Below are 26,310 nucleotides of genomic sequence, written 5' to 3'. Positions count from 1 at the left end.
CCCGCGGGCCGCCCCTCGGGCATCCCGGGGGCCTCGCCCGGCGACCGCCCGGCGACCGAGCCCGGTACCTGCCCGGGGCACGCCCCCGCCGACCCCCGAGAGGCCGGCTCAGCAGCCCCCCGGAGGGTCATCCCCGAAGGCCCCCCGAAAGCCATCCCTGCCGACCCCACGAGCCCTGCCGACCCCACGAACCCCGCGGCCCTCGCGACCCCCGTCACTCCCGCGCCCGGAGACCCGCCAGGCACCCCCGCACCCGCCTCGACCCGCCTCTCACCACTCACCGCGCCGGCCCACTCACCACCAGTCGCCCTCTCCGGACCCGTCAGCGCCCTCATGCGTCCCCTCCCGTCTCCGCCAGCGCCCGCTCCCAGAACTCCCCGCAGAAGCGCGCGAGCGGCCCGCGTGCGGACGCGCCCGGGGGGCGCCTGGCCTCGGTGGCGCGCAGGAGGCCGGACTCGACGGGCACCTCGCCGGCCAGGGGCAGTCCGAGCAGCCGGGCCACCTCGCGGTCGTCCAGTCCGGAGGCGTACGGCCCGCGTACCGCGACCCGGAGGTCGCGCAGGACCATGCCGACCGCGGCGGCCACCCGGCCGGCTGCCGCGACGGCCCGCAGTTCGGCCGGGACGACGAGGAGTCCGACGTCGAGCTGGGCGAGGACCTCGGCGACGCCGTCGTCGATCCGGCGCGGCAGGTCGACGACGACCGTGCCGCCCCGGCGCCTGGCCGCCGCCAGCACCGCCCGTACGGCCTGGGGCGGCACCGTGACGCAGTCACCCCGGTCCCAGCTGAGCACTCGCAGCGAATGCAGCTCGGGCAGCGACTCCTCCAGGGCGCCGCCGCCGACCCGCCCCCGCGAAGCCGCGAACGCGGGCCACCTGAGCCCCTCGGCCGTCTCCCCGCCGAGGAGCACGTCGAGGCCACCGCCCAGCGGGTCGGCGTCCACCAGGAGGCTGCGCAGCCCCTCTCGTGCGGCGCTGACGGCGAGTGCGCAGGCCAGCGTGGACGCTCCGGCGCCGCCTCGGCCGCCGATGACGCCGACGGTGAGTGCGGGCCGGCCGACGCCCTCGGTGACGTCGGCGATGCGGTCGATCAGCCACTGTTCGCCGTCGGGCAGCATCAGGACGTGGTCGGCGCCGATCTCGACGGCCCGCTGCCAGACCCCTGAATCGTCCTGATCACGGCCTACGAGGACCACTCCTCGTCTCCGCACGGCGCCGTGTACACGTCGCGCGGCGTCGTCGCCGACGAGCACGAGCGGCGCGGATTCCCAGCCGCCCCGCGGTCCGGAGGCAGCGGGCGCCGAGGGCACCGAGTGGTGTACCTCCGGCGTGGCGCCGGCCGCCGCGCACAGGCGCAGCAGGTCGTCGAGGAGTGCGGTGTCCTCGGTGACGATCAGTGGTCCGCTCTGCCGCCCTCCGGCGGCGGGCGGCGGATCATGGGTGATGGTTCCGGTCATGGCTTGCGTCCCCCTTCGCCGCGACTCCCGCGGTCGCGCCCGACTTCTGTGACCTCGCGCAGCCCTCGCGGCCCCGCGTTTCCCAACCGTGTGAAGAACCGGCAAACGTTCTCCACATGAACGGCCTACGTGAACGCCCGACTTGGCCACCGACTTGCGAGTCGGCTTGAACATCGGTCGAACTCGGCCATACGCATCCGGCAAACGGAACCGGCCGTGGAAGACGGCGCGGCCCGGACGCATGGGAATCACGGTGCAGCGATCCGGAAAATCGTGTGGATCTTGGTCAAAAACTGTGGACAACTCAACGATTGTGAATATCGCGTCACTCAAACCGGTGAGTCGGGGCGCACGCCGCTCTACCCCGTGTACGACTCCCGCAGAGCAGTCCAACGACTACCCTGCGTAGTGCATCATGCACATGACACGTCATCCGGGATCGGCGCCGTCACGACCCGAAAGCGGGGGCGGGGGGAGCGGAAAAACCCATCCGGACATGCGACGACCCCCGCCGGGGGGGAGAGCGGGGGTCGTCTCCACGGCCGACTCGGGGGGGGAGGAGTCGGACCGGGTTAGCACGGTCGCGAACGATCCGTGACTTCCATGGTGTACCCGAGAGCCATCTCAGGCAAACCCACGCGCCCCACCTTACGCCGAATGGGCTGCGCCTATGCTCGGGGTCGTGGAAAACCACTCCTTGCCCCACTCCTCGGCGCACTCCATGCCCCGCACAGCCGCCTTCTTTGACCTGGACAAGACGGTCATTGCGAAGTCGAGCACGCTCACGTTCAGCAAGTCGTTCTACCAAGGCGGGCTGATCAACCGCAGGGCAGTCTTGCGTACCGCATATGCCCAGTTCGTCTTCCTGGCGGGCGGAGCCGACCACGACCAGATGGAGCGGATGCGCGAGTACCTCTCCGCGCTGTGCCGCGGCTGGAACGTCCAACTGGTCAAGGAACTCGTCGCCGAGACCCTGCACGACCTGATCGACCCGATCATCTACGACGAGGCCGCCTCCCTGATCGAGGAGCACCACACCGCCGGCCGCGACGTCGTGATCGTCTCCACGTCGGGCGCCGAGGTCGTCGAGCCGATCGGTGAGCTGCTCGGCGCGGACCGGGTGGTGGCGACCCGCATGATCGTGGGCGACGACGGCTGCTTCACGGGAGAGGTGGAGTACTACGCGTACGGCCCCACCAAGGCGGAGGCGATCCAGGAGCTGGCCAAGTCCGAGGGGTACGACCTGACCCGCTGCTACGCCTACAGCGACTCGGCGACCGACCTGCCGATGCTGGAGTCCGTCGGACATCCCCACGCGGTGAACCCGGACCGTGCCCTGCGCCGCGAGGCACTCGCGCGCGAGTGGCCGATTCTCGATTTCCACCGTCCGGTGCGCCTCAAGCAGCGGATCCGGGGTTTCTCCGTACCGCCGCGCCCGGCGCTCGTCGCCGCTGCCGCGATAGGCGCCGCGGCGGCCACCGCGGGCCTCGTCTGGTACGCGAGCCGACGGCGGTCCGCAGCGGCCTGAACAGCCGGTCCATGGAGGGCCTGAACCGCCGAACCCGGATGCGCCCTTTCACCCGTGTATGAGCGCAAAAGTAAAGAAGTGCGCCCGGCACTTCCGCTTGCTCCGGGGCAGGAGTACAAAGGAATCAACGGCCCGCGAGACCGAGGACATCCGAAAGGATCGCCTTAAGAACGCATATGGCCCCACGGACCGAGCATGAACACCGGGCACCCACGCGACGTCGACCCGTCGATTACGGGCCAGCCGCACCAGGTGACGGGCAAAGTTCCCGACCTGATGGGCAACACATCGAGGACGCCTGGTAACCCGGTGGCCATGCCAGCGGCGGTACGAGCACTCGTACCGCCGCATTTCTGTGTCCGGAGCGCCTCTCATACGCCTCTCGTGTGACGCTCGTGCGCTTCTCTTGCCGCCCCTCCTACGCCGCCCCGCGCTGGAGCGCCTCGCACACCGCCGTCGACTCGCGCGCGCCCAGTTCGACCGCCCTGCCGCAGTGGGCGATCCAGGCGGCCATGCCCTCCGGGGTCCCGGAGACGTAGCCGTCGAGCGCCGCCAGATAGGCCGCGCGGCCCAGCTCGGCATGGCCGACCTCGGCCGGACAGACCGACTTCGGGTCCAGACCGCTGTTGATCAGAACGATGCGCTCGGCCGCGCGCGCGACCAGACCGTTGCGCGTCGTGAAGGGACGCAAGGCCAGGAGCTCGCCGTGCACTACGGCCGCCGTCACCAGAGCAGGCGCGGTCCCGCCCGCCATGACCAGCGCGGCCAGGCCGTCCAGACGGCCGTGCGCCTCCTCGGCGCCGGGCAGCGGCAGCTCCACGAGCGGCTCGTCCACCGGCTCGCCCTCCTGGCGGGGCCGGCCCACCTGGTCGGCCTTGTCCGCGGCCGCCACCAGGTGCAGCCGGGCCAGGACCCGCAGCGGGGACTGCCGCCAGATGGACAGCAGCTGCCCCGCCTCGGCGGTCAGCCGCAGGGCCGCACCCACCGCGCGCGCCTCGTCGTCGCCACTGAAGTCGGTCCGCCTGCGCACCTCCTCCAGGGCCCAGTCCGCCCCGGACAGCGCCGCCGAGCCCCGGGCGGCGCGCAGGGCCGCCTCGGAGGTGATCTCGTTGCTGCGGCGCCGCATGATCCGGTGGCCGTAGACCCGGTCCACGGCCTTGCGTACGGACTCCACGGATTCGGCCACGCCGGGCAGTGCGCCCAGGGCCGCGAGCGGATCGGCGGTCGCGCCTGTCGTACTCATGAGTACGACCCTACGCATCCCGGCGCCACACCCCACGAACGAGTGGTCTTCTTCACGTGCCTCCGGACTCCCGCGCCACCTACGGCTATCACCCAACTACGCTTGGTGAACATGAAAATTGCTTTCGTCGGGAAGGGCGGCAGCGGCAAGACCACCCTGTCCTCCCTGTTCGTCCGCCATCTCGCCGCCACCGGGGCACCCGTCGTCGCCATCGACGCCGACATCAACCAGCACCTGGGGGCCGCGCTGGGGCTCGACGAGGCGGAGGCGGCCGGGCTGCCCGCGATGGGCGAGCACCTCCCGCTGATCAAGGAGCACCTGCGCGGCACCAACCCGCGTATCGCCTCCGCCGAGCAGATGATCAAAACCACCCCGCCCGGCGAGGGCTCGCGCCTGCTGCGGGTACGCGAGGACAACCCGGTCTACGACACCTGCGCCCGGCCGGTGGAACTGGACGGCGGGGCCGTCCGTTTGATGGTCACAGGGCCTTTCACGGACGCCGACCTGGGTGTCGCCTGCTACCACTCCAAGACAGGAGCGGTGGAGCTGTGCCTGAACCACCTGGTCGACGGCCGTGACGAGTACGTCGTGGTCGACATGACCGCCGGCTCGGACTCGTTCGCCTCCGGCATGTTCACCCGCTTCGACATCACGTTCCTCGTCGCCGAGCCGACCCGGAAGGGGGTCTCCGTCTACCGCCAGTACAAGGAGTACGCCCGCGACTTCGGCGTCGCCCTGCAGGTCGTCGGCAACAAGGTGCAGGGGCCGGACGACCTCGACTTCCTCCGTGAACAGGTGGGGGACGACCTGCTGGTGACCGTCGGGCACTCGGACTGGGTGCGCGCCATGGAGAAGGGCCGGCCACCTCTGTTCGAGCTCCTGGAGGACGCCAACCGCCGTGCGCTCAGCGCCCTGCACACGGCCGCCGACGCGACGTACGAGCTGCGGGACCGGGAGCGCTACACGCGCCAGATGGTCCACTTCCACGTGAAGAACGCCCGCAGCTGGGGCAACGAGCGCACCGGGGCCGACCTGGTGGCGCAGGTCGACCCCGGGTTCGTTCTGGGCGAGGGAGTCGTCGCCTCGGCGTGACGACTCCCTGACCGTTCCGGCCGCCTCGGCTACTGCTTGGCGGCCGGCGCCCCGGGCACACCCTTCGGCGCCGGTGCGGGGGCGGCCGAGAGGAAGGACGCCCAGCCCTTCTTCGGGGCCTCACCGACATCCAGGGTGCGCAGCTTCTTCAGAACCTTCGGGTCCTGGGCGTCCAGCCAGTCCACGAGTTGCCGGAAGGAGACGCAGCGCACCTCGTCCTTGGTGCACACCCCCTCGATGACCTCCTCGACGGCGCGCATGTAGGTGCCGCCGTTCCAGGACTCGAAGTGGTTGCCGATGATCAGAGGCGCGCGGTTGCCGTCGTAGGCCCGCTGGAAGCCCTGGAGCAGGCCGTCGCGCATCTGGTCGCCCCAGAACTCGTGCTTGGCCGGGTCGCCCTGGGTGGTGGTGCCCGACTGGTTGACCATGAAGTTGTAGTCCATGGTGAGCTGCTCGAAGGTGTGCCCGGGGAACGGCACGAGCTGCATCGACAGGTCCCACAACTCCTGCTTCTTCTTCGGCCAGACCTGGTTGTTCACGCCGCTGCTGTCGTAGCGGAAGCCCATCTCGGCGGCGGCCCGCACGAAGTTCTTCTGGCCCTCCAGACACGGGGTGCGGGCGCCGATCAGCTCCTTGTCGTAGTCGAAGGGCAGGGGTGCCGCGTTCTTCGCGCCGGTGTTGGTCTTCCAGGTCTTCACGAACTGCTTGGCCTGGTTGATCTCGTCCTTCCACTCCTCGACGGACCACTCGCCGACCCCGCCACCGGCACCGCAGAAGTGGCCGTTGAAGTGGGTACCGATCTCGTTGCCCTCCAGCCACGCCAGCCGCAGCTGCTTGACGGTGTCGGCGATGCCCTGCTCGTCGTTGAAGCCGATGTCGGAGCGGCCCGGGGAGTGCTGCGGCGGCCGGTACAGGTCCCGCTTCTCCTTCGGCAGCATGTACACGCCGCTCAAGAAGTACGTCATCGTCGCGTTGTTCTCCTTGGCCACTTCGCGGAAGTGGGAGAACAGCTGCTGGCTGTCCTCGCCCGCGCCGTCCCAGGAGAACACCACGAACTGCGGGGGCTTCTGGCCCGGCTTGAGGCGTTCGGGACGGGGCAGGTGCGGCTGGGCTCCGGTGTACGCGGTGGAACCGTCACCGATGAGCCGGACCGCGTTCTTGGGTGCCGGTGCCGCCTTTCCCTTCTCCTTCTGCGGATCGTGCGTCCCATCACCGGAACCGTTACTGCTGCCGATCGCGCAACCGGCGAGCGACGCGGCGCAGACCGCGGCGGCGATCGCGGTGCGCGCGGCGATCCTCTGGGTGGCGGCCATGTTCCGCCCACCTTCTTCCTTCTCTCGGGCCAACGCCGACGAGGGCGATGTCGGGTGCTGAGCCGGGACGTGCCGTCAGCGCCGTCAAGGTGGCACGAATGCGAGAAGGAATTAGTACGACAAGCCGATAAAAAGAACGGTTCACCTGCTTGAGCGGTCTATTAGGCCGTTTGCGGGGAAAGTCTATGCCTCTTCTTTACTCTGAATTACGATCTGTTTACAGAGCGCAACAACCGAGCGCTCGGGCATCCCGCCGCTGTACGCCGTGACCCACGGCCGCGAACCGCCCCCGTCCAGCGGGGGACCGACCATGACCGCGACCGCGCAGCCCCGGAGGAGACGGGAAAACATGTCTGCCTGCGTCCCCGCCCGTGCCGATTCGGCCCGCACCGAACACGTCCATCCACCGCACAGCCCGCCACCCGGCGGCCCCCGGCGCTTCCGTGTCGCGGGCGCCGACGTGTCGGCCTCGATCGCCGTCTTCCTGATCGCCCTGCCCCTCTCCCTGGGCATCGCCCTCGCCACCGGCGCCCCCCTCCAGGCCGGCCTCGTCGCCGCCGCCGTGGGCGGGATCGTCGCCGGCTGGCTCGGCGGTTGCCCGCTCCAGGTCAGCGGCCCCGCCGCCGGACTCACCGTGGTCACCGCCGACCTCATCGTGCGCTACGGATGGCGTACGACCTGTGCCATCACCGTGCTCGCCGGCCTCGCCCAGCTGGGCCTCGGCTGTCTGCGCGTGGCGCGTTCCGCGCTCGCGGTCAGCCCCGCCATCGTGCACGGCATGCTCGCCGGCATCGGTGTCACCATCGCCGTCGCCCAGCTGCACATCGTCCTCGGCGGCACCCCGCAGAGTTCCGTGCCCGACAACCTGCGCGCCCTGCCGGCCCAGCTGGCGAGCCCCAGACCGGCCGACCTCGCGGTGAGCGTGCTGACCCTGACCCTGCTGCTGCTCTGGCCGCGCGTCCCGGGCCGGGCCGGGCGGCTTCTGGGCAAGCTCCCCGCCGCCCTGATCGCCGTCGCCGGCGCCACCGTGGTAGCGGCCCTCGCCGGGCTCCGCCTGCCCAAGGTCGACCTGCCGTCCTGGAGCAGCCACGCCTTGGCCACGCTGCCCGAGGGCCCGGTGCTCGGACTCGTCGCGGCCGTCCTCACGACCACGCTGGTGTGCAGTGTGCAGTCCCTGTTGGGCGCGGTCGCCGTGGACAAGCTGGCCGCCGCCCGGCCCGGCCTGACCGGCCGCGTCAAGCGCTCCGACCTCGACCGGGAGCTGCTCGGACAGGGCGCCGCCAACATCGTCTCCGGATCGCTCGGCGGACTGCCCATCGCCGGTGTGGCCGTGCGCAGTTCCGCGAATGTGGCCGCGGGCGCCGTCAGCCGGAACTCCACGATGCTGCACGGTGTTCTCGTAGTGATCGCCACACTGCTGCTGGTCCCGGCCCTGGAGTTCATCCCGCTCGCCGCGCTGGCCTCCCTGGTCATGGCCGTCGGCCTCAAGATGGTGTCGTTGAACCACATCCGCACGGTGACCCGCCACCGTGAGGTTCTGGTCTACGCGGTCACCACCTGCGGCGTGGTGTTCTTCGGCGTCCTCGAGGGCGTCGCGCTGGGCATCGCCGTGGCCGTCGGCGTCGCCCTGCACCGCCTGACCCGCACCCGGATCACGCACGACGAGACGGAAGGAGTCCATCACGTACATGTCCGAGGCCAGTTGACATTCCTCGCGGTGCCGAGGCTTAGCCGGGTCCTGCACCACGTTCCGCAAGGCGCGGATGCCGTCGTGGAGTTGGACGGCTCGTTCATGGACCACGCGGCGTACGAGACACTGCAGGACTGGCAGCGGACGCACAACGCGCAGGGCGGCTCCGTCGACATCACCGGCCGCCGGCCCGGCACCCGTATCTCCGAACCGGCCGACCTGGACGGATGCCGCTGCCGCCCCTGGACGCCCTGGCGCAATCACCAGTGCGAACCTCCGCGGCCGGCACCCCCGCGGCCGGCACCCCCGCACGGCACGGACCGGCAGGACGCCGCCGACGAGAACGCCGACGCAGCTACCGGTCCGAGCGGGCCCAAGGGAATCGACGGAACCAACGGACCCGACGGACCCGACGGACCCGACGGATCAGCCGGACGGCCCGTCGCGCCCGGCACAAGCGGCAAGACCGGCAGGAATGGCACGACCGGCAGGCTCGACGCGCCCAACAGGCCGAACAGCCCCAACGGGCCCAGCGGACGGGAACTGGCCCGCGGCATCAGCGCGTTCCAGCGCAACACCGCCCCGCTGGTGCGCGGCGAGCTGGCCCGGCTGGCTCGGGAGGGGCAGCAGCCCTCTCAGCTGTTCCTGACCTGCGCCGACTCGCGGGTGGTCACGTCGATGATCACCTCCAGCGGCCCCGGTGACCTCTTCGTCGTGCGCAACGTCGGCAATCTCGTGCCGCTGCCCGGCGACAAGAGCGGCGACGACTCGGTGGCCGCCGCGATCGAGTACGCGGTGGACATCCTGAAGGTGCGGTCCATCACGGTGTGCGGGCACTCCGGTTGCGGGGCCATGCAGGCGCTGCTCAGCGCCGAGCCCGGGGGCGTGCAGACCCCGCTCAAGCGGTGGCTGCGGCACGCGCTGCCCAGCCTGGAACGCATGACGGAGGACGAGACGTCCCGGCCCCGTCTGGCCGGACGCCGGTCCGCCGACGCGACCGAGCAGCTCTGCCTGGCCAACGTGGTCCAGCAGTTGGAGCACCTGCGCGCCCACGACGCGGTGTCCCGGGCACTGGGCGCGGGCGACCTGGAGCTGCACGGCATGTACTTCCACGTGGGCGAGGCCCAGGCGTACCTGCTCTCCGAGGACGCCGGCGACGGGGTGTTCGAGCTGGTGCTGGAGACCGACCTGACCGCCTGAGCCACACGGCGGGCCGAGGCGCGGGGAGTGTGAGCGGTGTTACAGACCCTGAACCCCGCGCCGTCGGCGTCCGTGGGTACGGATGACCACTGGCCACGAAGTCAGGCGATCGCCAGACAGGTCTAAACCAATTGCCCGTCGACCCTTGTCACCGGCCCTCCGGGTCTGATGAGCTGTGGCCTGGGACACAACGGACAACCCTGAGAATGGGAGATGTCGTGAGCAACGAATCCTTGGCCAACCTGCTCAGGGAGGAGATGGGACGATGAGCGAGACTTCTTCCTCCCTCTCCAACCTGCTCAAGGAAGAGCGCAGGTTCGCGCCCCCCGCCGACCTGGCCGCGAACGCCAACGTCACGGCGGAGGCGTACGAACAGGCCAAGGCCGACCGGCTCGGCTTCTGGGCCGAGCAGGCCCGCCGGCTGAGCTGGGCCGAGGAGCCGACCGAGACCCTGGACTGGTCGAACCCGCCGTTCGCCAAGTGGTTCAAGGACGGCAAGCTCAACGTCGCCTACAACTGCGTGGACCGGCACGTGGAGGCCGGGAACGGCGACCGGGTCGCCATCCACTTCGAGGGCGAGTCCGGCGACAGCCGCGCCATCACCTACGCCCAGCTCAAGGACGAGGTCTCCAAGGCGGCCAACGCCCTGCTGGAGCTGGGCGTGCAGAAGGGCGACCGGGTCGCCGTCTACATGCCGATGATCCCGGAGACGGCGATCGCGATGCTGGCCTGCGCCCGGATCGGCGCCGCCCACTCGGTGGTCTTCGGCGGCTTCTCCTCGGACGCCCTCGCCACCCGTATCCAGGACGCCGACGCCCGCGTCGTCATCACCGCCGACGGCGGCTACCGGCGCGGCAAGCCGTCCGCGCTCAAGCCGGCCGTCGACGAGGCCGTCGAGCGCGCGGGCATCGTCGAGCACGTGCTCGTCGTCCGCCGCACCGGCCAGGAGGTCGCCTGGGACGACTCCCGCGACAAGTGGTGGCACGAGACCGTCGACCGGCAGTCCGCCGAGCACACGCCGGAGGCGTTCGAGGCGGAGCACCCGCTGTTCATCCTGTACACGTCCGGCACGACGGGTAAGCCCAAGGGCATCCTGCACACCTCCGGCGGCTACCTCACGCAGACGGCGTACACGCACTGGGCGGTCTTCGACCTCAAGCCGGAGACCGACGTCTTCTGGTGCACCGCCGACGTCGGCTGGGTCACCGGGCACTCGTACATCGTCTACGGCCCGCTCGCCAACGGCGCGACGCAGGTCATGTACGAGGGCACCCCGGACACCCCGCACCAGGGCCGTTTCTGGGAGATCGTGCAGAAGTACAAGGTCTCCATCCTCTACACCGCACCCACCGCGATCCGGACGTTCATGAAGTGGGGCGACGACATCCCCGCGAAGTTCGACCTGTCGTCCCTGCGCGTCCTCGGCTCGGTCGGCGAACCGATCAACCCCGAGGCGTGGATCTGGTACCGCAAGAACATCGGCGCGGACGCCACCCCGGTCGTCGACACCTGGTGGCAGACCGAGACCGGCGCGATGATGATCACACCGCTGCCCGGAGTCACGGAGGCCAAGCCGGGCTCCGCCCAGCGCGCACTGCCCGGTATCTCCGCCACCGTCGTCGACGACGAGGCCAACGAGGTGCCGAACGGCGGTGGCGGCTACCTGGTCCTCACCGAGCCGTGGCCGTCGATGCTGCGCACCATCTGGGGCGACGACCAGCGGTTCATCGACACGTACTGGTCGCGCTTCGAGGGCAAGTACTTCGCGGGCGACGGCGCCAAGAAGGACGACGACGGCGACATCTGGCTGCTGGGCCGTGTGGACGACGTGATGCTCGTCTCCGGGCACAACATCTCCACCACCGAGGTCGAGTCGGCCCTCGTCTCCCACCCGTCGGTCGCCGAGGCGGCCGTGGTCGGCGCGGCGGACGAGACGACCGGGCAGGCCATCGTGGCCTTCGTGATCCTGCGCGGCACGGCCGCGGAGACGGAGACGCTGGTCGGCGAGTTGCGCAACCACGTCGGCGCCACCCTCGGCCCGATCGCCAAGCCCAAGCGGATCCTGCCGGTGGCCGAGCTGCCGAAGACCCGATCCGGCAAGATCATGCGGCGCCTGCTGCGCGACGTGGCGGAGAACCGGCAGCTCGGGGATGTCACCACCCTGACCGACTCCACCGTCATGGATCTCATCCAGACGAAGCTCCCTGCGGCGTCCAGCGAGGACTGAACCGCCTGCTCCGAGGGCACCCGGCGAGAACCACGCCGGGTGCCCTTTTCATGCGGAGTGCCCCATTACGCACCGTCACGGAGATCACCCGGCACCGTCGCCGCAGTTTAGGTAGGCTAAGGAACGCGTAAGAGACTCAACAAGATCCTCGAAGAAACCCCCTCGAAGATCCTCATGGTGTGCCGGGAAGTCTGGTCGGCAAGCGATTCGTGCTGCCCACCAACCGGAGGTTCCCCCTGTGACCGCGCCCCGCACCCCCCGCAAAGCCTTCGGACGCCTGTCCCTCCCGGAGCGGAACTACGTCGCGGACGCGCTGCGCACCGAGACGGTCGGCGGCGTCCTGCTCCTCATCGCCGCCGTCGCCGCGCTGGCGTGGGCGAACATACCGGCGTTGAGCGACAGCTATGAGAGCGTCAGCCACTTCCACTTCGGTCCCGAGACCCTCGGCCTGAACCTGTCGGTCGCCCACTGGGCCGCCGACGGACTGCTCGCCGTCTTCTTCTTCGTCGCCGGCATCGAGCTCAAGCGCGAACTGGTCGCCGGTGACCTGAAGGACCCGAAGGCCGCCGCGCTCCCCGTGGTGGCGGCGCTGTGCGGCATGGCCGTACCCGCGGTCGTCTACACGATCACCAGCTCCGCGGGCGGCGGCTCCCTGGCCGGCTGGGCCGTGCCCACCGCCACCGACATCGCGTTCGCGCTCGCCGTACTCGCCGTCATCGGCACCTCCCTGCCGAGCGCCCTGCGCGCCTTCCTGCTGACGCTCGCCGTCGTCGACGACCTGTTCGCGATCCTGATCATCGCCGTCTTCTTCACCGAGTCGCTCAACTTCGCCGCGCTCGGCGGCGCGGTCGTCGGTCTCGGCGTCTTCTGGCTGCTGCTCCGCAAGGGCGTTCGCGGCTGGTACGTGTACGTCCCGCTCGGCCTGGTGATCTGGGGGCTGATGTACAACAGCGGCGTCCACGCCACCATCGCCGGCGTCGCGATGGGCCTGATGCTGCGCTGCCACACCCGCGAAGGTGAGCGGCACTCCCCGGGCGAGCACATCGAGCACCTCGTGCGACCCCTGTCGGCGGGCCTGGCCGTGCCGCTGTTCGCGCTGTTCAGTGCGGGTGTCGCACTCTCGGGTGATGCGCTCGCCGACGTGTTCACCAAGCCGGAGACCCTCGGTGTCGTGCTGGGGCTCGTGGTCGGCAAGACACTGGGCATCTTCGGCGGCACCTGGCTGACGGCACGCTTCACCCGGGCCTCGCTCAGCGACGACCTGGAATGGGCCGACGTGTTCTCGGTGGCCACCCTGGCCGGCATCGGCTTCACCGTCTCACTGCTCATCGGCGAGCTGGCCTTCGAGGGCGACGCGGCGATGACCGGCCAGGTCAAGGCCGCCGTTCTGGCCGGCTCCCTCATCGCGGCGCTCATGGCCACCGTCCTGCTGAAGATACGGAACGCCAAGTACCGCAAGATGATCGCGGACGAGGAGCGCGACGACGACCTCAGCGGCGTCCCGGACATCTACGAGGAGGACGACCCCGCGTACCACCTGCGAGTGGCCGCGGTCTACGAGAAGAAGGCCGCCGAGCACCGCCGGATCGCCGAGGAGATGGAATCGGCGCGGCTTGCCGAAGTGCCGGGCGGGGCAGGCGATGAGGGCGACCGTCCGGCATGATCTGACGGGACGGTACAGAAGACGGACCGTACGCGGTCGGGCCGCAGCAGGCGGGCAGCACGCGACAGCCACGGAACCGTACGCAGATGAGCCAGCAGAAGAGGGAGACCGCGATGAGCGCACCCGACGGCAGCCCGGTCGGCACCGAACGCAGCATCGGTCAGCTGTTCGCCTCGGCGACCACCGACTTGTCGGCGCTCGTGCACGACGAGATCGCGTTGGCCAAGGCGCAGCTGAGGCAGGACGTCAAGCGCGGGGCGACGAGCGGCGGCGCGTTCTCGCTGGCCGGTGCCGTTCTCCTGTTCTCGCTGCCGATGCTGAGCTTCGCGCTGGCCTACGCCATCCGGACCTGGAGCGACTGGAACCTGGCGGTCTGCTTCCTGCTGTCCTTCGCGGCGAACGTCCTCCTCGCCGCTCTCCTCGCGCTGATCGGCATCGTCTTCGCGAAGAAGGCCAAGAAGGGCCGCGGCCCGCAGAAGGTCGCCGCGTCCGTCAAGCAGTCGGCGGGTGTGCTGCAGAACGCCAAGCCGCACCCGCGGCCGGAACTGCCCGCGGACCGGTCCCCCGAAGCCATCGAGGCTGTGGCACGCTCGTCCTCATGACGGGCTCCTCCATCCCTTCGGGTCAGTCCCCCTCGGGACAACCCCCTTCGGGACACTCCCCCTCGGGGCAATCCCCACCGACGCAACAACCCACCTCGGTCGTACGGCACGACATCCCGGGCGGGCACGAGGTGACCCACCGGGACGTCGCCGCCAACGGCGCCCGCTTCCACATCGCCGAGCTGGGCGACGGGCCGCTGGTGCTCCTGCTGCACGGCTTCCCCCAGTTCTGGTGGACCTGGCGGCACCAGCTGGTGGCCCTCGCGGACGCCGGTTTCCGCGCCGTCGCCATGGACCTGCGCGGCGTCGGCGGCAGCGACCGCACCCCACGCGGCTACGACCCCGCCGGCCTCGCCCTCGACATCACCGGCGTGGTCCGCTCGCTCGGCGAGCCGGACGCCGCGCTGGTCGGCCACGACCTGGGCGGCTACCTGGCCTGGACGGCCGCGGCGATGCGGCCCAAGCTCGTACGGCGGCTCGCGGTCTCGTCCATGCCGCATCCCCGGCGCTGGCGCTCGGCGATGCTCGGGGACGTCCGTCAGACCCGGGCGGGGTCCTACATCTGGGGCTTCCAGCGCCCCTGGATCCCGGAGCGCCAACTGACCGCGGACGACGGCGCGCTGGTCGGCCGGCTGATCCACGACTGGTCGGGGCCGCGCCCGCTGGACGACGAGGCGGTGGAGATCTACCGCCGGGCCATGTGCATCCCCTCCACGGCCCACTGCTCCGTCGAGCCGTACCGCTGGATGGTGCGCTCCCTGGCGCGTCCGGACGGCATCCAGTTCTACCGCCGTATGAAGCGGCCGGTGCGCGTGCCGACCCTGCATCTGCACGGTTCGCTGGACCCCGTGATGCGGACGCGGAGCGCGGCCGGGTCCGGGCAGTACGTCGAAGCGCCCTACCGCTGGCGGCTGTTCGACGGTCTCGGGCACTTCCCGCACGAAGAGGACCCGGTCGCGTTCTCCGCCGAACTGATCAATTGGCTGAAGGATCCCGAACCCGATCGGTGACCGAACGAACGCTCCCGGTATCCGAACCGGAACGCTTGTCCTACGAGCGGCCACTTGCCCGACGCATAGGCCAATTGAGGGCCCTGAGAACGGTTATCGACCTTGGGGTGGGGGCACACGTCCGGGTATGGGCTGGACGCACGACTACAGTGACGTAGCACGCGACGGCCGCTCCACGAGCGGCGTGAGCAGCACCCACCGACGAGGAGGCACCCCGCAATTGGCGGGTGCGGACCTACGGGTGGGCATTCCGCGCATCCTGCGCCGCCGGGCCCGCTGGGTCTCCGTGCGCCTGCGCCATCCACGCGGCGTGAGCTGACCGGGCCGGCGCCCGCGCGACTCGCGTCACCGGGTTCCCGTTCCTAGAGGGCGCAGCTGTCGCTGTCCACCTGCTGGTTCGCGGCGCGGCCCTCGGCGATGTCCTCGCGGATCTCGTCCACGGTGAGCGCGTAGCCGGTCTCGGCGTCGTCCAGGGACTTGGCGAAGACCACGCCGTAGACCTCGCCCTCGGGCGTCAGCAGCGGTCCGCCGGAGTTGCCCTGACGGACGGTCGCGAACAGCGAGTAGACGTCGCGGCGGACGGTGTCGCGGTGGTAGATGTCCGGACCGTTGGCCGTGATGCGCCCGCGCACGCGCGCGGCCCGGACGTCGTACGCCCCGTTCTCCGGGAAGCCCGCGACGATCGCGCCGTCGTCGCGGGCGGCGTCCTCGTCGGTGAATCGCAGCGCGGGCGCGTTCAGTTCCGGCACGTCCAGTACGGCGATGTCGCGCCGCCAGTCGTAGAGGACGACCGTCGCGTCGTACTTCCTGCCCTCGCCGCCTATCTGCACCGTGGGCTCGTCGACGCCGCCCACGACATGGGCGTTGGTCATGACGCGGCGGTCGGCGAAGACGAAGCCGGTGCCTTCCAGGACCTTGCCGCAGTCGGGGGCGGTGCCCATGACCTTGACGATGGAGCGCTTGGCTCGGGTGGCGACCGGGCTGTTCGCCAGCGCCGGGTCGGGCGGCTGGACTTCGGGGATCTGCTCGTTGGAGAACGGGCTGAAGACCTGCGGGAAGCCGTTCTGCGCGAGGACGGAGGAGAAGTCCGCGAACCAGGTGTCGGCCCGTGCGGGCAGCGCCCTGGAGACGCCCTGCAGCACGGTGGAGCTGCGGACCTCCTTGCCGAGCGTCGGCAGCGTGGTGCCCGCGAGGGCGGAGCCGATCAGCCAGGCGACCAGGAGCATCGCCACGACGTTGACCAGGGCGCCGCCGGTGGCGTCCAGGGCGCGGGCCGGGGACCAGGTGATGTACCGGCGCAGCTTGTTGCCGAGGTGGGTGGTCAGGGCCTGGCCGACGGAGGCGCAGACGATGACGACGACGACCGCGACGACGGCGGCGGTCGTACTCACCTCAGCGTTGTCCGTCAGGGCGTCCCAGAGCACCGGCAGCAGGTAGACGGCGACGAGACCGCCGCCGAGGAAGCCGGTCACCGACAGGATGCCGACGACGAAGCCCTGGCGGTATCCGACGATCGCGAACCAGACGGCGGCCAGCAGCAACAGGATGTCCAGCACGTTCACTGATTCAAGCCCCGCCTTGTCGTCCTACGCTCACACCGGTCACCCTGTCATGACCGCCAGTCCAGCGGGACCTGCTTCTCCCTGTCCCAGGGCCGCTCCCAGCCCGCGAAGTGCAGCAACCGGTCGATGATGCCGGCGGTGAAGCCCCACACGAGCGCCGATTCGACCAGGAATGCCGGGCCTCGGTGACCACTCGGATGAATGGTGGTGACCCTGTTGGCGGGGTCCGTGAGATCCGCCACGGGGACGGTGAAGACGCGCGCCGTCTCGTTCGGATCGACGACCCCCACCGGGGAGGGCTCGCGCCACCAGGCCAGGACCGGCGAGACGACGAAGCCGCTGACCGGGATGTAGAGCTTGGGCAGGACGCCGAAGAGCTGCACGCCGGCCGGGTCGAGCCCGGTCTCCTCCTCGGCCTCGCGCAGGGCGGCCCGCAACGGCCCGTCGCCGTGCGGATCGCCGTCGTCCGGGTCGAGGGCGCCGCCCGGGAAGGCCGGCTGGCCGGCGTGCGAGCGCAGGGAGCCGGCCCGCTCCATGAGCAGCAGCTCGGGGCCGACACCGGCCGCGCCCTCGCCGAAGAGGATCAGGACGGCGGACTGGCGCCCGGCTCCGTCCTCCGGCGGCAGAAAGCGGCTCAGCTGGTCGGGGCGCACCGTCTCGACGGCCCGCACCACCGGGTCCAGCCAGCCCGGCAGGCCCTCCTTGCTGAGGGCCCCGCCCCGGATGTGCCCCTGTGTGTCGCTCGCCCGCGTCATAGCCACCCCCGTTCTGCCGATTCCAACGCCCGAGGCCACCGAGATCGTTCCGTCACCCGGCCGCCCCCAGTGGCGGTGCCGGTTTCCCGCCCGCGTCCAGGTAGGCCTGCGGGGGGTTCAGACGCTGACCGGGGAAGCCGCCCTTCTCGTACTTCAGCAACTTCTTCGCCTTCTCCGGGTCCGTCTCGCCCTCGCCGTACGCCGGGCAGAGCGGGGCGATGGGGCAGGCGCCGCAGGCGGGCTTGCGGGCGTGGCAGATCCGGCGGCCGTGCCAGATCACGTGGTGGGAGAGGTCCGTCCAGTCGCTCTTGGGGAAGAGCGCGCCGATAGCGGCCTCGATCTTGTCCGGGTCGGTCTCGGCGGTCCACTGCCACCGGCGCACCAGGCGCTGGAAGTGCGTGTCCACGGTGATGCCGGGGCGGCCGAACGCGTTGCCGAGCACCACGAAGGCGGTCTTGCGGCCGACGCCGGGCAGCTTCACGAGGTCTTCGAGACGCCCGGGGACCTCGCCGCCGAAGTCCTCCGCCAGGGCCTTGGACAGCCCTATGACCGACTTGGTCTTTGCCCGGAAGAAGCCGGTCGGGCGAAGGATCTCCTCGACCTCCTCGGGGTCGGCGGCGGCCAGGTCCTCCGGAGTGGGGTACTTGGCGAAGAGGCCGGGCGTCGTCTGGTTGACGCGCAGGTCGGTGGTCTGGGCGGACAGCACCGTGGCCACGACCAGCTGGAACGGGTTCTCGAAGTCCAGCTCCGGGTGCGCGTACGGGAAGACCTCCGCGAGTTCGCGGTTGATACGGCGGGCGCGGCGCACCAGCGCGGTGCGCGACTCGCCGCGCGGGGCGCTCGGGGCGACGGTCTTCGCCGGGGCGACGCCCTTGACGGCGGCCGCGGCCTTCTTCGGGGCGACGGCGGGCTTCTTGGCGGGCGCCTGCTTCTTGACGCTCTTCTCGGTCTTCTTGTTCACGGCACCCTCCTGCGCAGTCACCCTCTTGGCAGGTGCCGCCTTCTTTGTCGCTTTCGCCGTTTTCCTACCGCCATCGGGGCCCTGTTCGCCCACAGCGGAATCGCGACGTACACCCACCCGCGCAGCCCCCTCGGCCTGTGCTCTCACCGGCGATTTGGACACCCGGCCAGCGTACGGCCCGGCACCGACATCCGCCCCGGACCCCGAAGATCGGCGCCCAATTGGACCCCTGCCGCGTACCCCAGGACACCAGTGCGGCATCCTTGTGACAGATCACACTGTTTGGACTGTCCGGCAAAATGGGCACCACGGACCCCTGGTACACCGGGGGAACATGATCCTCTGAGCCGGTCGACAAGGAGAGAACTCGTGGACGACGTTCTGCGGCGCAACCCGCTCTTCGCGGCGCTCGACGACGAGCAATCCGCGGAGCTCCGCGCCTCCATGAGTGAGGTGACCCTCGCCCGTGGAGACACGCTGTTCCACGAGGGGGACCCCGGAGACCGCCTCTATGTGGTCACCGAGGGCAAGGTCAAGCTTCACCGCACGTCCCCCGACGGACGCGAGAACATGCTGGCCGTCGTCGGCCCCAGCGAGCTGATCGGCGAGCTGTCGCTGTTCGACCCGGGCCCGCGCACGGCGACCGGCACCGCGCTGACCGAGGTCAAGCTGCTCGCCCTCGGGCACGGCGACCTCCAGCCCTGGCTGAACGTCCGCCCCGAGGTGGCCACCGCACTGCTGCGCGCCGTCGCGCGCCGCCTGCGCAAGACCAACGACGCCATGTCCGACCTCGTCTTCTCGGACGTCCCCGGCCGTGTCGCCCGCGCCCTGCTGGACCTGTCCCGCCGCTTCGGCGTGCAGTCCGAGGAGGGCATCCACGTCGTTCACGACCTGACGCAGGAGGAGCTGGCCCAGCTGGTCGGCGCGTCCCGCGAGACGGTCAACAAGGCGCTCGCGGACTTCGCCCAGCGCGGCTGGCTCCGCCTGGAGGCCCGCGCGGTGATCCTGCTGGACGTGGAGCGGCTGGCCAAGCGCTCCCGCTGACGCTGCACGACCGGGCGACCTCGGTCGGGCAGGCCTCGGTCGGGCAGACGTCAGTCGTAAGTCGGGCAGTCGGGCAGCTGGATGAGCCCGTGCTCGCCCAGGTACTCCAGTTGCGCCCGCACCGACAGTTCCGCCGCCGGCCACAGTGAGCGGTCGACGTCCGCGTACACGTGGGCGACGACCTCGCCCGGCGTCCGGTAGCCGTCCTCCACGGCCGTCTCGACCTGGGCGAGGCGATGGGCGCGGTGGGCGAGGTAGTACTCCACGGCGCCCTGTGCGTCATCCAGGACGGGGCCGTGGCCCGGAAGCACCGTCTGCACCCCGTCGTCGGCCGTGAGCGACCTGAGCCTGCGCAGTGAGTCCAGGTAGTCGCCGAGACGGCCGTCGGGGTGGGCCACCACCGTCGTACCGCGGCCCAGGACCGTGTCACCCGTCAGGACCGCCCGGTCGGCCGGGAGATGGAAGCACAGGGAGTCGGCCGTGTGCCCCGGGGTCGGTACGACCCTCAGCTCCAGACCGCCGACCTCGATCACGTCACCGGCGGCCAGCCCCTCGCCTCCCAGCCGCAGCGCCGGGTCCAGCGCCCTCACGTTCGTCCGCGTCAGCTCTGCGAAACGCGCGGCGCCCTCCGCGTGGTCCGGGTGACCGTGAGTCAGGAGTGTCAGCGCGACGCGCTTGCCCGCCCGCTCGGCCGTGTCGACGACGCGCCGCAGGTGGACGTCGTCCAGAGGGCCCGGGTCGACGACGACGGCCAGGTCGGAGTCGGGTTCGGCGAGGATCCAGGTGTTCGTGCCGTCCAGCGTCATCGCGGAGGCGTTGGGTGCCAGGACGTTCACCGCGCGCGCGGTGGCCGGGCCCGACAGGACGCCGCCGCGCGGCTGTCCGGGCAGTGCTGCTGCGTCCGTCATGCGGGGGCTCCCCCGGTCGGGTCGGAAGGTGTCGCGGGCGCCGGAGCGGAAGGCGCGGCCGTGTCCGTGCTCGGGACGTGCTTGGTGAACTCGTCGTGCCCCGGCCAGGAGAGCACGATCTCACCGCCGACGAGCCGCGCCCGGGCCAGCACGGGCGTCATGTCGCGGCCCGGAGCCGACGCCAGCGCCTCCGCCGCCGTACCGCACGCCGCGAGACCGCGCAGGGTCGCGATGGTCGGCGGCATCATCAGCAGCTCGCCCTTGTCGTACCCGGCCGCCGCCTCGGCCGGGGTGACCCACACCGCGCGGTCGGCCTCCGTGGAGGCGTTACGGGTGCGCTGCCCCTCGGGGAGGCCGGCCACGAAGAACCACGTGTCGTAGCGCCGGGACTCGAACTCCGGGGTGATCCAGCGGGCCCAGGCGCCCAGCAGGTCGGAGCGCAGGACGAGGCCCCTGCGGTCCAGGAACTCCGCGAAGGACAGTTCACGGTCGACCAGGGCGGCCCGGTCCGCCTCCCAGTCCGCGCCCCTCGTGTCGCCGACCACGGAGTCGCCGGTCGGGCCGGCGAGCAGGACGCCCGCCTCCTCGTACGTCTCCCGTACGGCCGCGCAGACGATCGCCTGGGCGCCCGTCTCGTCGACACCGAGCCGGTCCGCCCACCACGCGCGCGTGGGGCCCGCCCAGCCGATGTCGCGGTCGTCGTCGCGCGGGTCGACCCCGCCCCCCGGATAGGCGTACGCGCCCCCGGCGAACGCCATGGAGGTCCGGCGCCGCAGCATGTGCACGGCGGGCCCGGCACCGGCGTCCTTCAGGAGCATGACGGTGGCCGCGCGCTTCGGGGTGACGGGGGTGAGGGTGCCGGCCGCCAGTGCGCGGATGCGGTCCGGCCACTCCGGCGGGTACCACTGGCCGTTCGTCCGACCGCCCGCCCGACCGCTCGCCTGATCATTCGCCTGACCGTTCGCCATGGCCGGAGGCTATCCGGTGACGGGCGGATGTTCGAGTGGCTCCCGGGGCCGGCCGGGCGTCAGGAGGGCAGGGCGGTCAGCCACTCCGTGAGCAGCCGGTTCGTCTCCTCCGGGCGCTCCTGCTGGAGCCAGTGGCCGCAGCCGTCGAGGAGGTGCGAGGCGGTCAGGCCCGGCAGGGTCGTGGGATACGCCTCGATCGCGTCCGACAGCCAGGTGGTGGAGGCGTCCCGGCCGCCGCCGAGGAACAGGGACGGCTGGGTGACCGGGGCGCCGCGGTGGCCGGCGAGGTCGGCCCAGTCGCGGTCCATGTTCCGGTATCGGTTGAGGGCGCCGGTCAGACCGGTGCGCTCGAACTCCCCGGCGTAGACGTCCAGCTCCTCCTCGGTCAGCCAGGACGGCAGCCGTCCGCCGGACGGGAACCGGTCGCACAGCCTGCCGCCTGGGGCGACGAAGTGCGGGTCGGGCGCCTCCGGGGCGGGCATGGTGTCGGCGGACAGGGCGGCGTAGAAGCCGGCCAGCCAGCCGCGTACGTCGGGCTCGATCTCCGCCTCGGCCCGGCCCGGCTCCTGGAAGTAGGAGACGTAGAACTCCTGCCCGGCGAAGGGGCCGGCCGGATCGCTCATGCCGGCGAAGACCTCGCTGGGCTTCGGTCCGCCCGGCGGGGTGTACGGCACGCTCAGCAGGCCGACCGCGCGGAACACGTCGGGTCGCAGCAGCGCGGAGTGCGCGGCGATCGTCGCGCCCCAGTCGTGGCCGACGATCACGGCGGACCGCTCGCCCAGCGCCTCCACCACGGCGACGTTGTCCGCCACCAGGTCGAGCGTCCGGTACGCCGCCACCGCGTCGGGCCTGGAGGAGCGTCCGTAGCCGCGCACGTCGATCGCGGCGGCGCGGAAGCCCGCGGCGGCCAGCGCGGGGAGCTGGCGGCGCCAGGAGTACCAGGACTCGGGGAAGCCGTGGACGAGCAGGACCAGCGGGCCGCTGCCCTGCTCCACCAGATGGATCCGGCCGGCCGGTGAGGGCACCAGCCGGTGCACGGGCGGCTGAACGGTCACGGGCTGACCTTGGCTCACGGGCTGGTGATCGGCTACGGGCTGGTGATCGGTCACGGGCTGGTGATGCGGCACGGGCTGATGCGGCACGGCTCCTCCAGGGGCACACGGTCGGTCCGGCACCCGGACGGACCGGGGCCGGCACCACGACCGGCTCCCGCCCCGTACGCGGCACCGGATGCGATCCTGCCGGGGCGGAGGCGGCGAGGGCGAGGTTTGTTGCCGGGCCGGCAACGCCCACCCTGCGCCGCGCCTGCCTATGCCTGCCTACGCCTGGACGAGCTCCACCTGGACCTCGACCTCCACCGGCGCGTCCAGCGGCAGTACCGCCACGCCGACCGCGCTGCGTGCGTGGACGCCCTTGTCGCCCAGCACCTCACCGAGGAGTTCGCTGGCGCCGTTGACCACGGCCGGCTGGCCGGTGAAGTCGGACGCGGACGCGACGAAGCCCACGACCTTCACCACGCGCGCGATGCGGTCGAGGTCACCGGCGACGGACTTCACGGCGGCCAGGGCGTTCAGCGCGCAGGTGCGCGCCAGCTCCTTGGCCTCCTCCGGCGTGACCTCGGCACCGACCTTGCCGGTGACCGGAAGCTTGCCCTCCACCATGGGCAGCTGGCCCGAGGTGTAGACGTACGGGCCGGACTGCACGGCCGGCTGGTACGCGGCCAGCGGCGGGACGACCTCGGGCAGCGTCAGGCCGAGCTCGGCCAGCTTCGCCTCGACGGCGCTCATGCCTGCTTCTCCCGCTTCAGGTAGGCCACGAGCTGCTCGGGGTTGTTGGGCCCGGGCACGACCTGGACGAGCTCCCAGCCGTCCTCGCCCCAGGTGTCCAGAATCTGCTTCGTGGCGTGGACGAGCAGCGGCACGGTTGCGTATTCCCACTTGGTCATGTGGCCGACTCTAGCCGTTGCCCCGGGCCCCCTCGGACGGCCGTCCGGGGAGGCGTTCTCCACACGTTGTCCACAGCCTCCGGCGTACTCGGCGCGCGGACTGGTTACGCTCGAATACGTGAGCAGGCTCCAGGTCGTCAGCGGCAAGGGCGGAACCGGCAAGACCACGGTGGCCGCGGCCCTCGCGCTGGCCCTGGCCACCGAGGGGAAGCGCGCGCTTCTCGTCGAGGTCGAGGGTCGCCAGGGCATCGCGCAGCTCTTCGAAACCGAAGCGCTGCCTTATGAGGAGCGGAAGATCGCCGTCGCTCCCGGGGGCGGGGAGGTGTACGCCCTGGCCATCGACCCCGAGCTGGCGCTTCTGGACTACCTCCAGATGTTCTACAAACTGGGCAGCGCCGGGCGGGCGCTGAAGAAGCTCGGGGCGATCGATTTCGCGACCACCGTCGCGCCGGGCGTCAGGGACGTCCTGCTGACCGGCAAGGCGTGCGAGGCGGTGCGGCGCAAGGACAAGAGCGGACGGTTCGCGTACGACTACGTCGTCATGGACGCCCCGCCGACCGGCCGCATCACGCGGTTCCTCAACGTCAACGACGAGGTGGCCGGTCTCGCGAAGGTCGGTCCGATACACAATCAGGCGCAGGCCGTGATGCGGGTGCTGAAGTCGCGGGAGACCGCCGTGCACCTGGTGACGCTGCTGGAGGAGATGCCGGTCCAGGAGACCGCGGACGGCATCGCCGAGCTACGGTCCGCGCGGCTCCCGGTGGGGCGGGTCATGGTCAACATGGTCCGGCCCGAGGTGCTGGACGCGGCCGACCTGGAACTCGTTCGGAGCACACCGCGTACGGCACTCGCCCGGTCCCTGTCGGGGGCCGGGCTCGGCGGGGCGCGGCGGGGCGGGCACGCCGAGCGGCTGGTCGATCCGCTGCTCGCGCAGGCCGAGGAGTACGCCGAGCGGTACGCGCTGGAGGCGGAGCAGCGGGGTGTCCTCGGCGAACTGGGCCTGCCGCTGCACGAACTCCCGCTGCTCGCCGAGGGCATGGACCTGGCGGGCCTGTACGAACTGGCCACCGAGCTGCGGAAGCAGGGGATCGCATGAGTCCGGACCCGGCCCGGCACCAGGAGGGCGCACGGCGCCTCTCCCCCGCGCGTGTGCTCGACGTCGACCCGCTGCTGGAGGACCCGAAGACCCGCATCGTGGTGTGCTGCGGCTCGGGCGGCGTCGGCAAGACGACCACCGCGGCGGCCCTGGGGCTGCGTGCGGCCGAGCGGGGACGCAAGGTGGTCGTCCTCACCATCGACCCCGCCCGGCGGCTCGCCCAGTCCATGGGCATCGACTCGCTCGACAACACCCCGCGCCGGGTGAAGGGCGTCGACGACTCGGCGGGCGGTGAGCTGCACGCCATGATGCTCGACATGAAGCGCACCTTCGACGAGATCGTCGAGGCGCACGCGGATCGCGAGCGGGCGGCGGCGATCCTGGGCAACCCCTTCTACCAGTCGCTCTCGGCGGGCTTCGCGGGCACGCAGGAGTACATGGCGATGGAGAAGCTGGGTCAGCTGCGCGGGAGGGACGAGTGGGACCTCATCGTCGTCGACACGCCGCCGTCCCGCTCGGCGCTGGACTTCCTGGACGCCCCCAAGCGTCTCGGGTCCTTCCTGGACGGCAAGCTGATCCGGCTCCTGCTGGCCCCGGCGAAGGTCGGCGGCCGGGCCGGCATGAAGTTCCTGAACGTCGGCATGTCGATGATGACGGGCGTCCTGGGGAAGGTGCTGGGCGGGCAGTTCCTGAAGGACGTGCAGACCTTCGTGGCCGCGATGGACTCGATGTTCGGTGGCTTCCGTACGCGCGCGGACGCGACGTACAAGCTGCTCCAGGCGCCCGGTACGGCGTTCCTGGTGGTCGCGGCCCCGGAGCGGGACGCACTGCGCGAGGCCGCGTACTTCGTGGAGCGGCTGGCGGCCGAGGACATGCCGCTCGCCGGCCTGGTGCTCAACCGGGTCCACGGCAGCGGCGCCGACCGGCTGTCGGCCGAGCGGGCGCTCGCCGCCGCGGAAAGTCTCGCCGGGGAAAATCTTGAGGATCCCCGCATTGTGGATCAGGACGGCGGGAAAGTAGGAGTTCGTAACTCTCCCGACGCGTACGGCAGTTCAGACTCATCCGAGCCATCTTCCGAGTCTTCTCCCGAGCCCTCTCCCGAGGCTCCCGACACAACGCACGGCAGGCTGGACGCCACACTGGGCGGCGTGCCGGACGGCGCACTGCCGGACGGCACACCGGAGCGTTCCGTCGACCAGCTCACCGCGGGCCTGCTGAGGCTGCACGCGGACCGGATGCATCTGCTCGCCCGCGAACAGCGCACGCGGGACCGCTTCACCGCGCGTCACCCCGAGGTGGCGGTCACCGAAGTGGCCGCGCTGCCCGGCGACGTGCACGACCTCGCGGGGCTGCGGGAGATCGGCGTCCGTCTCGCGACGGACCGGCCCGAGCTGCCCGAGACGGGAGCCTGATCCGGCCGGGGCATCCGCGCCCCGGTACATCGGTACATCCGGTCCGGAGATCGATCCCCGGGCAGGTTCAGCCCACGGCCGCGTAGTTCTCGTAGATCTCCTGGTCGTCGAGGGACACGATGCCGGCCCCTCGTTCGTACTCCGTCCGCGCCGTCTCCAGAAGTCGGCGCCAGGAGGTCACGGTGGGCCGCCGGCGCAGCAGTGCGCGGCGTTCCCGCTCCGTCATGCCTCCCCACACGCCGAACTCGACGCGGTTGTCCAGCGCGTCGGCCAGGCACTCGGTGCGTACCGGACATCCGGTGCACACCGCCTTGGCCCTGTTCTGCGCTGCTCCCTGGACGAACAGTTCGTCCGGATCGGTAGTGCGGCAGGCGGCCTGCGCACTCCAGTCGGTTACCCAGCCCATACCGGCGCCGTCCTCTCCCGAATCGAGGCTCCCCCACGGCGGCAGCGGCATATTCACCGCCGCCAGTTGAGGACGTTACGGAAGGTGGGCACAGCGCAACACCCCCTTCGGGCCCAATCTTGAATGGCCCGAACGGACTATGGGTAAGCGGCAGATCACCCGGGGGAGTGAGCTGGCGACATTCGCGACGATCCCGGCATTCAGGTCATCTCTGTTGCGCCACAACGGA

General features: G+C 71.1%; 23 protein-coding genes. 11 read left to right on the top strand and 12 right to left on the bottom strand.

What is annotated here, in order from left to right; all coding sequences use genetic code 11:
* Nucleotides 1-331: 331 nt before the first annotated feature.
* A complete protein-coding gene (ssd, locus tag EBH09_RS19835; protein ID WP_121748311.1) occupies nt 332-1,456 on the bottom strand; it encodes a septum site-determining protein Ssd in 1,125 nt (374 codons plus the stop codon).
* A gap of 670 nt (nt 1,457-2,126) precedes the next feature.
* On the opposite strand from ssd, the gene EBH09_RS19830 reads away from it, so the two are divergent.
* Nucleotides 2,127-2,984: an HAD-IB family hydrolase gene (locus EBH09_RS19830; RefSeq protein WP_193776413.1), complete on the top strand. Its 858-nt coding sequence runs from the start codon at nt 2,127-2,129 to the stop codon at nt 2,982-2,984.
* Between the two features lie 418 nt (nt 2,985-3,402).
* Here EBH09_RS19830 and EBH09_RS19825 read toward each other — a convergent pair whose 3' ends face one another.
* On the bottom strand, nt 3,403-4,227 hold the full coding sequence (locus EBH09_RS19825; RefSeq protein WP_121748309.1) for an oxidoreductase: 825 nt from the start codon (nt 4,225-4,227) through the stop codon (nt 3,403-3,405).
* A 111-nt stretch (nt 4,228-4,338) separates the two neighbouring features.
* Here EBH09_RS19825 and EBH09_RS19820 point away from each other — a divergent pair, with 111 nt between their 5' ends.
* Nucleotides 4,339-5,319: an ATP-binding protein gene (locus EBH09_RS19820; protein ID WP_193776412.1), complete on the top strand. Its 981-nt coding sequence runs from the start codon at nt 4,339-4,341 to the stop codon at nt 5,317-5,319.
* A gap of 29 nt (nt 5,320-5,348) precedes the next feature.
* On the opposite strand, the gene EBH09_RS19815 is transcribed toward EBH09_RS19820, so the two are convergent.
* A complete protein-coding gene (locus EBH09_RS19815; RefSeq protein ID WP_121748307.1) occupies nt 5,349-6,632 on the bottom strand; it encodes a hypothetical protein in 1,284 nt (427 codons plus the stop codon).
* Nucleotides 6,633-6,981: 349 nt separating this feature from the next.
* On the opposite strand from EBH09_RS19815, the gene EBH09_RS19810 reads away from it, so the two are divergent.
* The 6 genes from EBH09_RS19810 (at nt 6,982) to EBH09_RS39080 (ending at nt 15,343) form a co-directional block, all read left to right on the top strand.
* Entirely contained in the window at nt 6,982-9,522 is a 2,541-nt protein-coding gene (locus tag EBH09_RS19810; RefSeq protein WP_121748306.1) for a SulP family inorganic anion transporter, read from the top strand.
* A 265-nt stretch (nt 9,523-9,787) separates the two neighbouring features.
* On the top strand, nt 9,788-11,749 hold the full coding sequence (gene acs, locus EBH09_RS19805; protein ID WP_121748305.1) for an acetate--CoA ligase: 1,962 nt from the start codon (nt 9,788-9,790) through the stop codon (nt 11,747-11,749).
* Nucleotides 11,750-11,987: 238 nt separating this feature from the next.
* Nucleotides 11,988-13,412: a Na+/H+ antiporter NhaA gene (gene nhaA / locus EBH09_RS19800; protein WP_121748304.1), complete on the top strand. Its 1,425-nt coding sequence runs from the start codon at nt 11,988-11,990 to the stop codon at nt 13,410-13,412.
* A 113-nt stretch (nt 13,413-13,525) separates the two neighbouring features.
* The gene (locus tag EBH09_RS19795; protein ID WP_121748440.1) at nt 13,526-14,014 is read left to right on the top strand and encodes a phage holin family protein; all 489 of its coding nucleotides are present in this window, start codon (nt 13,526-13,528) and stop codon (nt 14,012-14,014) included.
* Nucleotides 14,011-15,024: an alpha/beta hydrolase gene (locus tag EBH09_RS19790; protein WP_121748303.1), complete on the top strand. Its 1,014-nt coding sequence runs from the start codon at nt 14,011-14,013 to the stop codon at nt 15,022-15,024. The genes EBH09_RS19795 and EBH09_RS19790 overlap by 4 nt, the downstream gene beginning before the upstream one ends.
* 127 nt (nt 15,025-15,151) lie before the next feature.
* Nucleotides 15,152-15,343 carry a hypothetical protein gene (locus tag EBH09_RS39080; protein WP_121748302.1) on the top strand — a complete coding sequence of 64 codons (192 nt, stop codon included), beginning with the start codon at nt 15,152-15,154 and terminating at the stop codon, nt 15,341-15,343.
* Nucleotides 15,344-15,386: 43 nt separating this feature from the next.
* Here EBH09_RS39080 and EBH09_RS19780 read toward each other — a convergent pair whose 3' ends face one another.
* The 3 genes from EBH09_RS19780 to nth are packed head-to-tail and all read right to left on the bottom strand — an operon-like array spanning nt 15,387 to nt 18,323.
* Entirely contained in the window at nt 15,387-16,586 is a 1,200-nt protein-coding gene (locus EBH09_RS19780; RefSeq protein WP_121748301.1) for a MarP family serine protease, read from the bottom strand.
* Between the two features lie 47 nt (nt 16,587-16,633).
* Nucleotides 16,634-17,341 (bottom strand): CoA pyrophosphatase, encoded by a 708-nt coding sequence (locus EBH09_RS19775; RefSeq protein ID WP_121748300.1) that lies wholly within the window; start codon nt 17,339-17,341, stop codon nt 16,634-16,636.
* Nucleotides 17,342-17,393: 52 nt separating this feature from the next.
* Complete coding sequence (gene nth / locus EBH09_RS19770; protein ID WP_193776411.1) at nt 17,394-18,323, bottom strand: endonuclease III; 930 nt, start codon at nt 18,321-18,323, stop codon at nt 17,394-17,396.
* 348 nt (nt 18,324-18,671) lie between these two features.
* Between nth and EBH09_RS19760 the strand changes: the two genes are divergently transcribed.
* Nucleotides 18,672-19,346: a Crp/Fnr family transcriptional regulator gene (locus tag EBH09_RS19760; RefSeq protein ID WP_003975365.1), complete on the top strand. Its 675-nt coding sequence runs from the start codon at nt 18,672-18,674 to the stop codon at nt 19,344-19,346.
* Between the two features lie 50 nt (nt 19,347-19,396).
* Here EBH09_RS19760 and EBH09_RS19755 read toward each other — a convergent pair whose 3' ends face one another.
* From EBH09_RS19755 to EBH09_RS19735, 5 genes are all read right to left on the bottom strand, one after another.
* A complete protein-coding gene (locus EBH09_RS19755) occupies nt 19,397-20,254 on the bottom strand; it encodes an MBL fold metallo-hydrolase (RefSeq protein WP_121748299.1) in 858 nt (285 codons plus the stop codon).
* The gene (locus EBH09_RS19750) at nt 20,251-21,222 is read right to left on the bottom strand and encodes an NUDIX domain-containing protein (RefSeq protein WP_121748298.1); all 972 of its coding nucleotides are present in this window, start codon (nt 21,220-21,222) and stop codon (nt 20,251-20,253) included. Before EBH09_RS19750 ends, EBH09_RS19755 begins: the two co-directional genes overlap by 4 nt.
* 59 nt (nt 21,223-21,281) lie before the next feature.
* Entirely contained in the window at nt 21,282-22,277 is a 996-nt protein-coding gene (locus tag EBH09_RS19745) for an alpha/beta hydrolase (RefSeq protein ID WP_121748297.1), read from the bottom strand.
* Between the two features lie 264 nt (nt 22,278-22,541).
* The gene (locus tag EBH09_RS19740; RefSeq protein ID WP_121748296.1) at nt 22,542-23,009 is read right to left on the bottom strand and encodes a RidA family protein; all 468 of its coding nucleotides are present in this window, start codon (nt 23,007-23,009) and stop codon (nt 22,542-22,544) included.
* On the bottom strand, nt 23,006-23,167 hold the full coding sequence (locus tag EBH09_RS19735) for a DUF4177 domain-containing protein (protein WP_003975360.1): 162 nt from the start codon (nt 23,165-23,167) through the stop codon (nt 23,006-23,008). The genes EBH09_RS19740 and EBH09_RS19735 overlap by 4 nt, the downstream gene beginning before the upstream one ends.
* Before the next feature lie 118 nt (nt 23,168-23,285).
* Here EBH09_RS19735 and EBH09_RS19730 point away from each other — a divergent pair, with 118 nt between their 5' ends.
* Together EBH09_RS19730 and EBH09_RS19725 are read left to right on the top strand one after the other, a co-directional pair.
* Nucleotides 23,286-24,263: an ArsA-related P-loop ATPase gene (locus tag EBH09_RS19730; protein WP_121748295.1), complete on the top strand. Its 978-nt coding sequence runs from the start codon at nt 23,286-23,288 to the stop codon at nt 24,261-24,263.
* A complete protein-coding gene (locus EBH09_RS19725; protein ID WP_121748294.1) occupies nt 24,260-25,675 on the top strand; it encodes an ArsA family ATPase in 1,416 nt (471 codons plus the stop codon). Before EBH09_RS19730 ends, EBH09_RS19725 begins: the two co-directional genes overlap by 4 nt.
* 67 nt (nt 25,676-25,742) lie before the next feature.
* Here the strand turns inward: EBH09_RS19725 and wblA are convergent, their stop codons facing one another.
* Nucleotides 25,743-26,081 (bottom strand): transcriptional regulator WblA, encoded by a 339-nt coding sequence (gene wblA, locus EBH09_RS19720; protein WP_193776410.1) that lies wholly within the window; start codon nt 26,079-26,081, stop codon nt 25,743-25,745.
* Between the last annotated feature and the right edge of the window lie 229 nt (nt 26,082-26,310).

Source organism: Streptomyces sp. E2N166 (assembly GCF_003671715.1).
GTDB classification, from domain to species: Bacteria; Actinomycetota; Actinomycetes; order Streptomycetales; family Streptomycetaceae; genus Streptomyces; species Streptomyces thinghirensis.
Note: the sequence above shows the minus strand (reverse complement) of the source record. Positions and strands in the feature narration are given on the sequence as shown.

What these genes read in the sequence shown, in the direction of transcription:
- ssd (WP_121748311.1), bottom strand. Translation starts at nt 1,456, where the DNA reads ATGACCGGAACCATCACCCATGATCCGCCGCCCGCCGCCGGAGGGCGG.
- EBH09_RS19830 (WP_193776413.1), top strand. Translation starts at nt 2,127, where the DNA reads ATGCTCGGGGTCGTGGAAAACCACTCCTTGCCCCACTCCTCGGCGCAC.
- EBH09_RS19825 (WP_121748309.1), bottom strand. Translation starts at nt 4,227, where the DNA reads ATGAGTACGACAGGCGCGACCGCCGATCCGCTCGCGGCCCTGGGCGCA.
- EBH09_RS19820 (WP_193776412.1), top strand. Translation starts at nt 4,339, where the DNA reads ATGAAAATTGCTTTCGTCGGGAAGGGCGGCAGCGGCAAGACCACCCTG.
- EBH09_RS19815 (WP_121748307.1), bottom strand. Translation starts at nt 6,632, where the DNA reads ATGGCCGCCACCCAGAGGATCGCCGCGCGCACCGCGATCGCCGCCGCG.
- EBH09_RS19810 (WP_121748306.1), top strand. Translation starts at nt 6,982, where the DNA reads ATGTCTGCCTGCGTCCCCGCCCGTGCCGATTCGGCCCGCACCGAACAC.
- acs (WP_121748305.1), top strand. Translation starts at nt 9,788, where the DNA reads ATGAGCGAGACTTCTTCCTCCCTCTCCAACCTGCTCAAGGAAGAGCGC.
- EBH09_RS19795 (WP_121748440.1), top strand. Translation starts at nt 13,526, where the DNA reads ATGAGCGCACCCGACGGCAGCCCGGTCGGCACCGAACGCAGCATCGGT.
- EBH09_RS19790 (WP_121748303.1), top strand. Translation starts at nt 14,011, where the DNA reads ATGACGGGCTCCTCCATCCCTTCGGGTCAGTCCCCCTCGGGACAACCC.
- EBH09_RS39080 (WP_121748302.1), top strand. Translation starts at nt 15,152, where the DNA reads ATGGGCTGGACGCACGACTACAGTGACGTAGCACGCGACGGCCGCTCC.
- EBH09_RS19775 (WP_121748300.1), bottom strand. Translation starts at nt 17,341, where the DNA reads ATGACGCGGGCGAGCGACACACAGGGGCACATCCGGGGCGGGGCCCTC.
- EBH09_RS19755 (WP_121748299.1), bottom strand. Translation starts at nt 20,254, where the DNA reads ATGACGGACGCAGCAGCACTGCCCGGACAGCCGCGCGGCGGCGTCCTG.
- EBH09_RS19750 (WP_121748298.1), bottom strand. Translation starts at nt 21,222, where the DNA reads ATGGCGAACGGTCAGGCGAATGATCAGGCGAGCGGTCGGGCGGGCGGT.
- EBH09_RS19740 (WP_121748296.1), bottom strand. Translation starts at nt 23,009, where the DNA reads ATGAGCGCCGTCGAGGCGAAGCTGGCCGAGCTCGGCCTGACGCTGCCC.
- EBH09_RS19735 (WP_003975360.1), bottom strand. Translation starts at nt 23,167, where the DNA reads ATGACCAAGTGGGAATACGCAACCGTGCCGCTGCTCGTCCACGCCACG.
- EBH09_RS19725 (WP_121748294.1), top strand. Translation starts at nt 24,260, where the DNA reads ATGAGTCCGGACCCGGCCCGGCACCAGGAGGGCGCACGGCGCCTCTCC.
- wblA (WP_193776410.1), bottom strand. Translation starts at nt 26,081, where the DNA reads ATGGGCTGGGTAACCGACTGGAGTGCGCAGGCCGCCTGCCGCACTACC.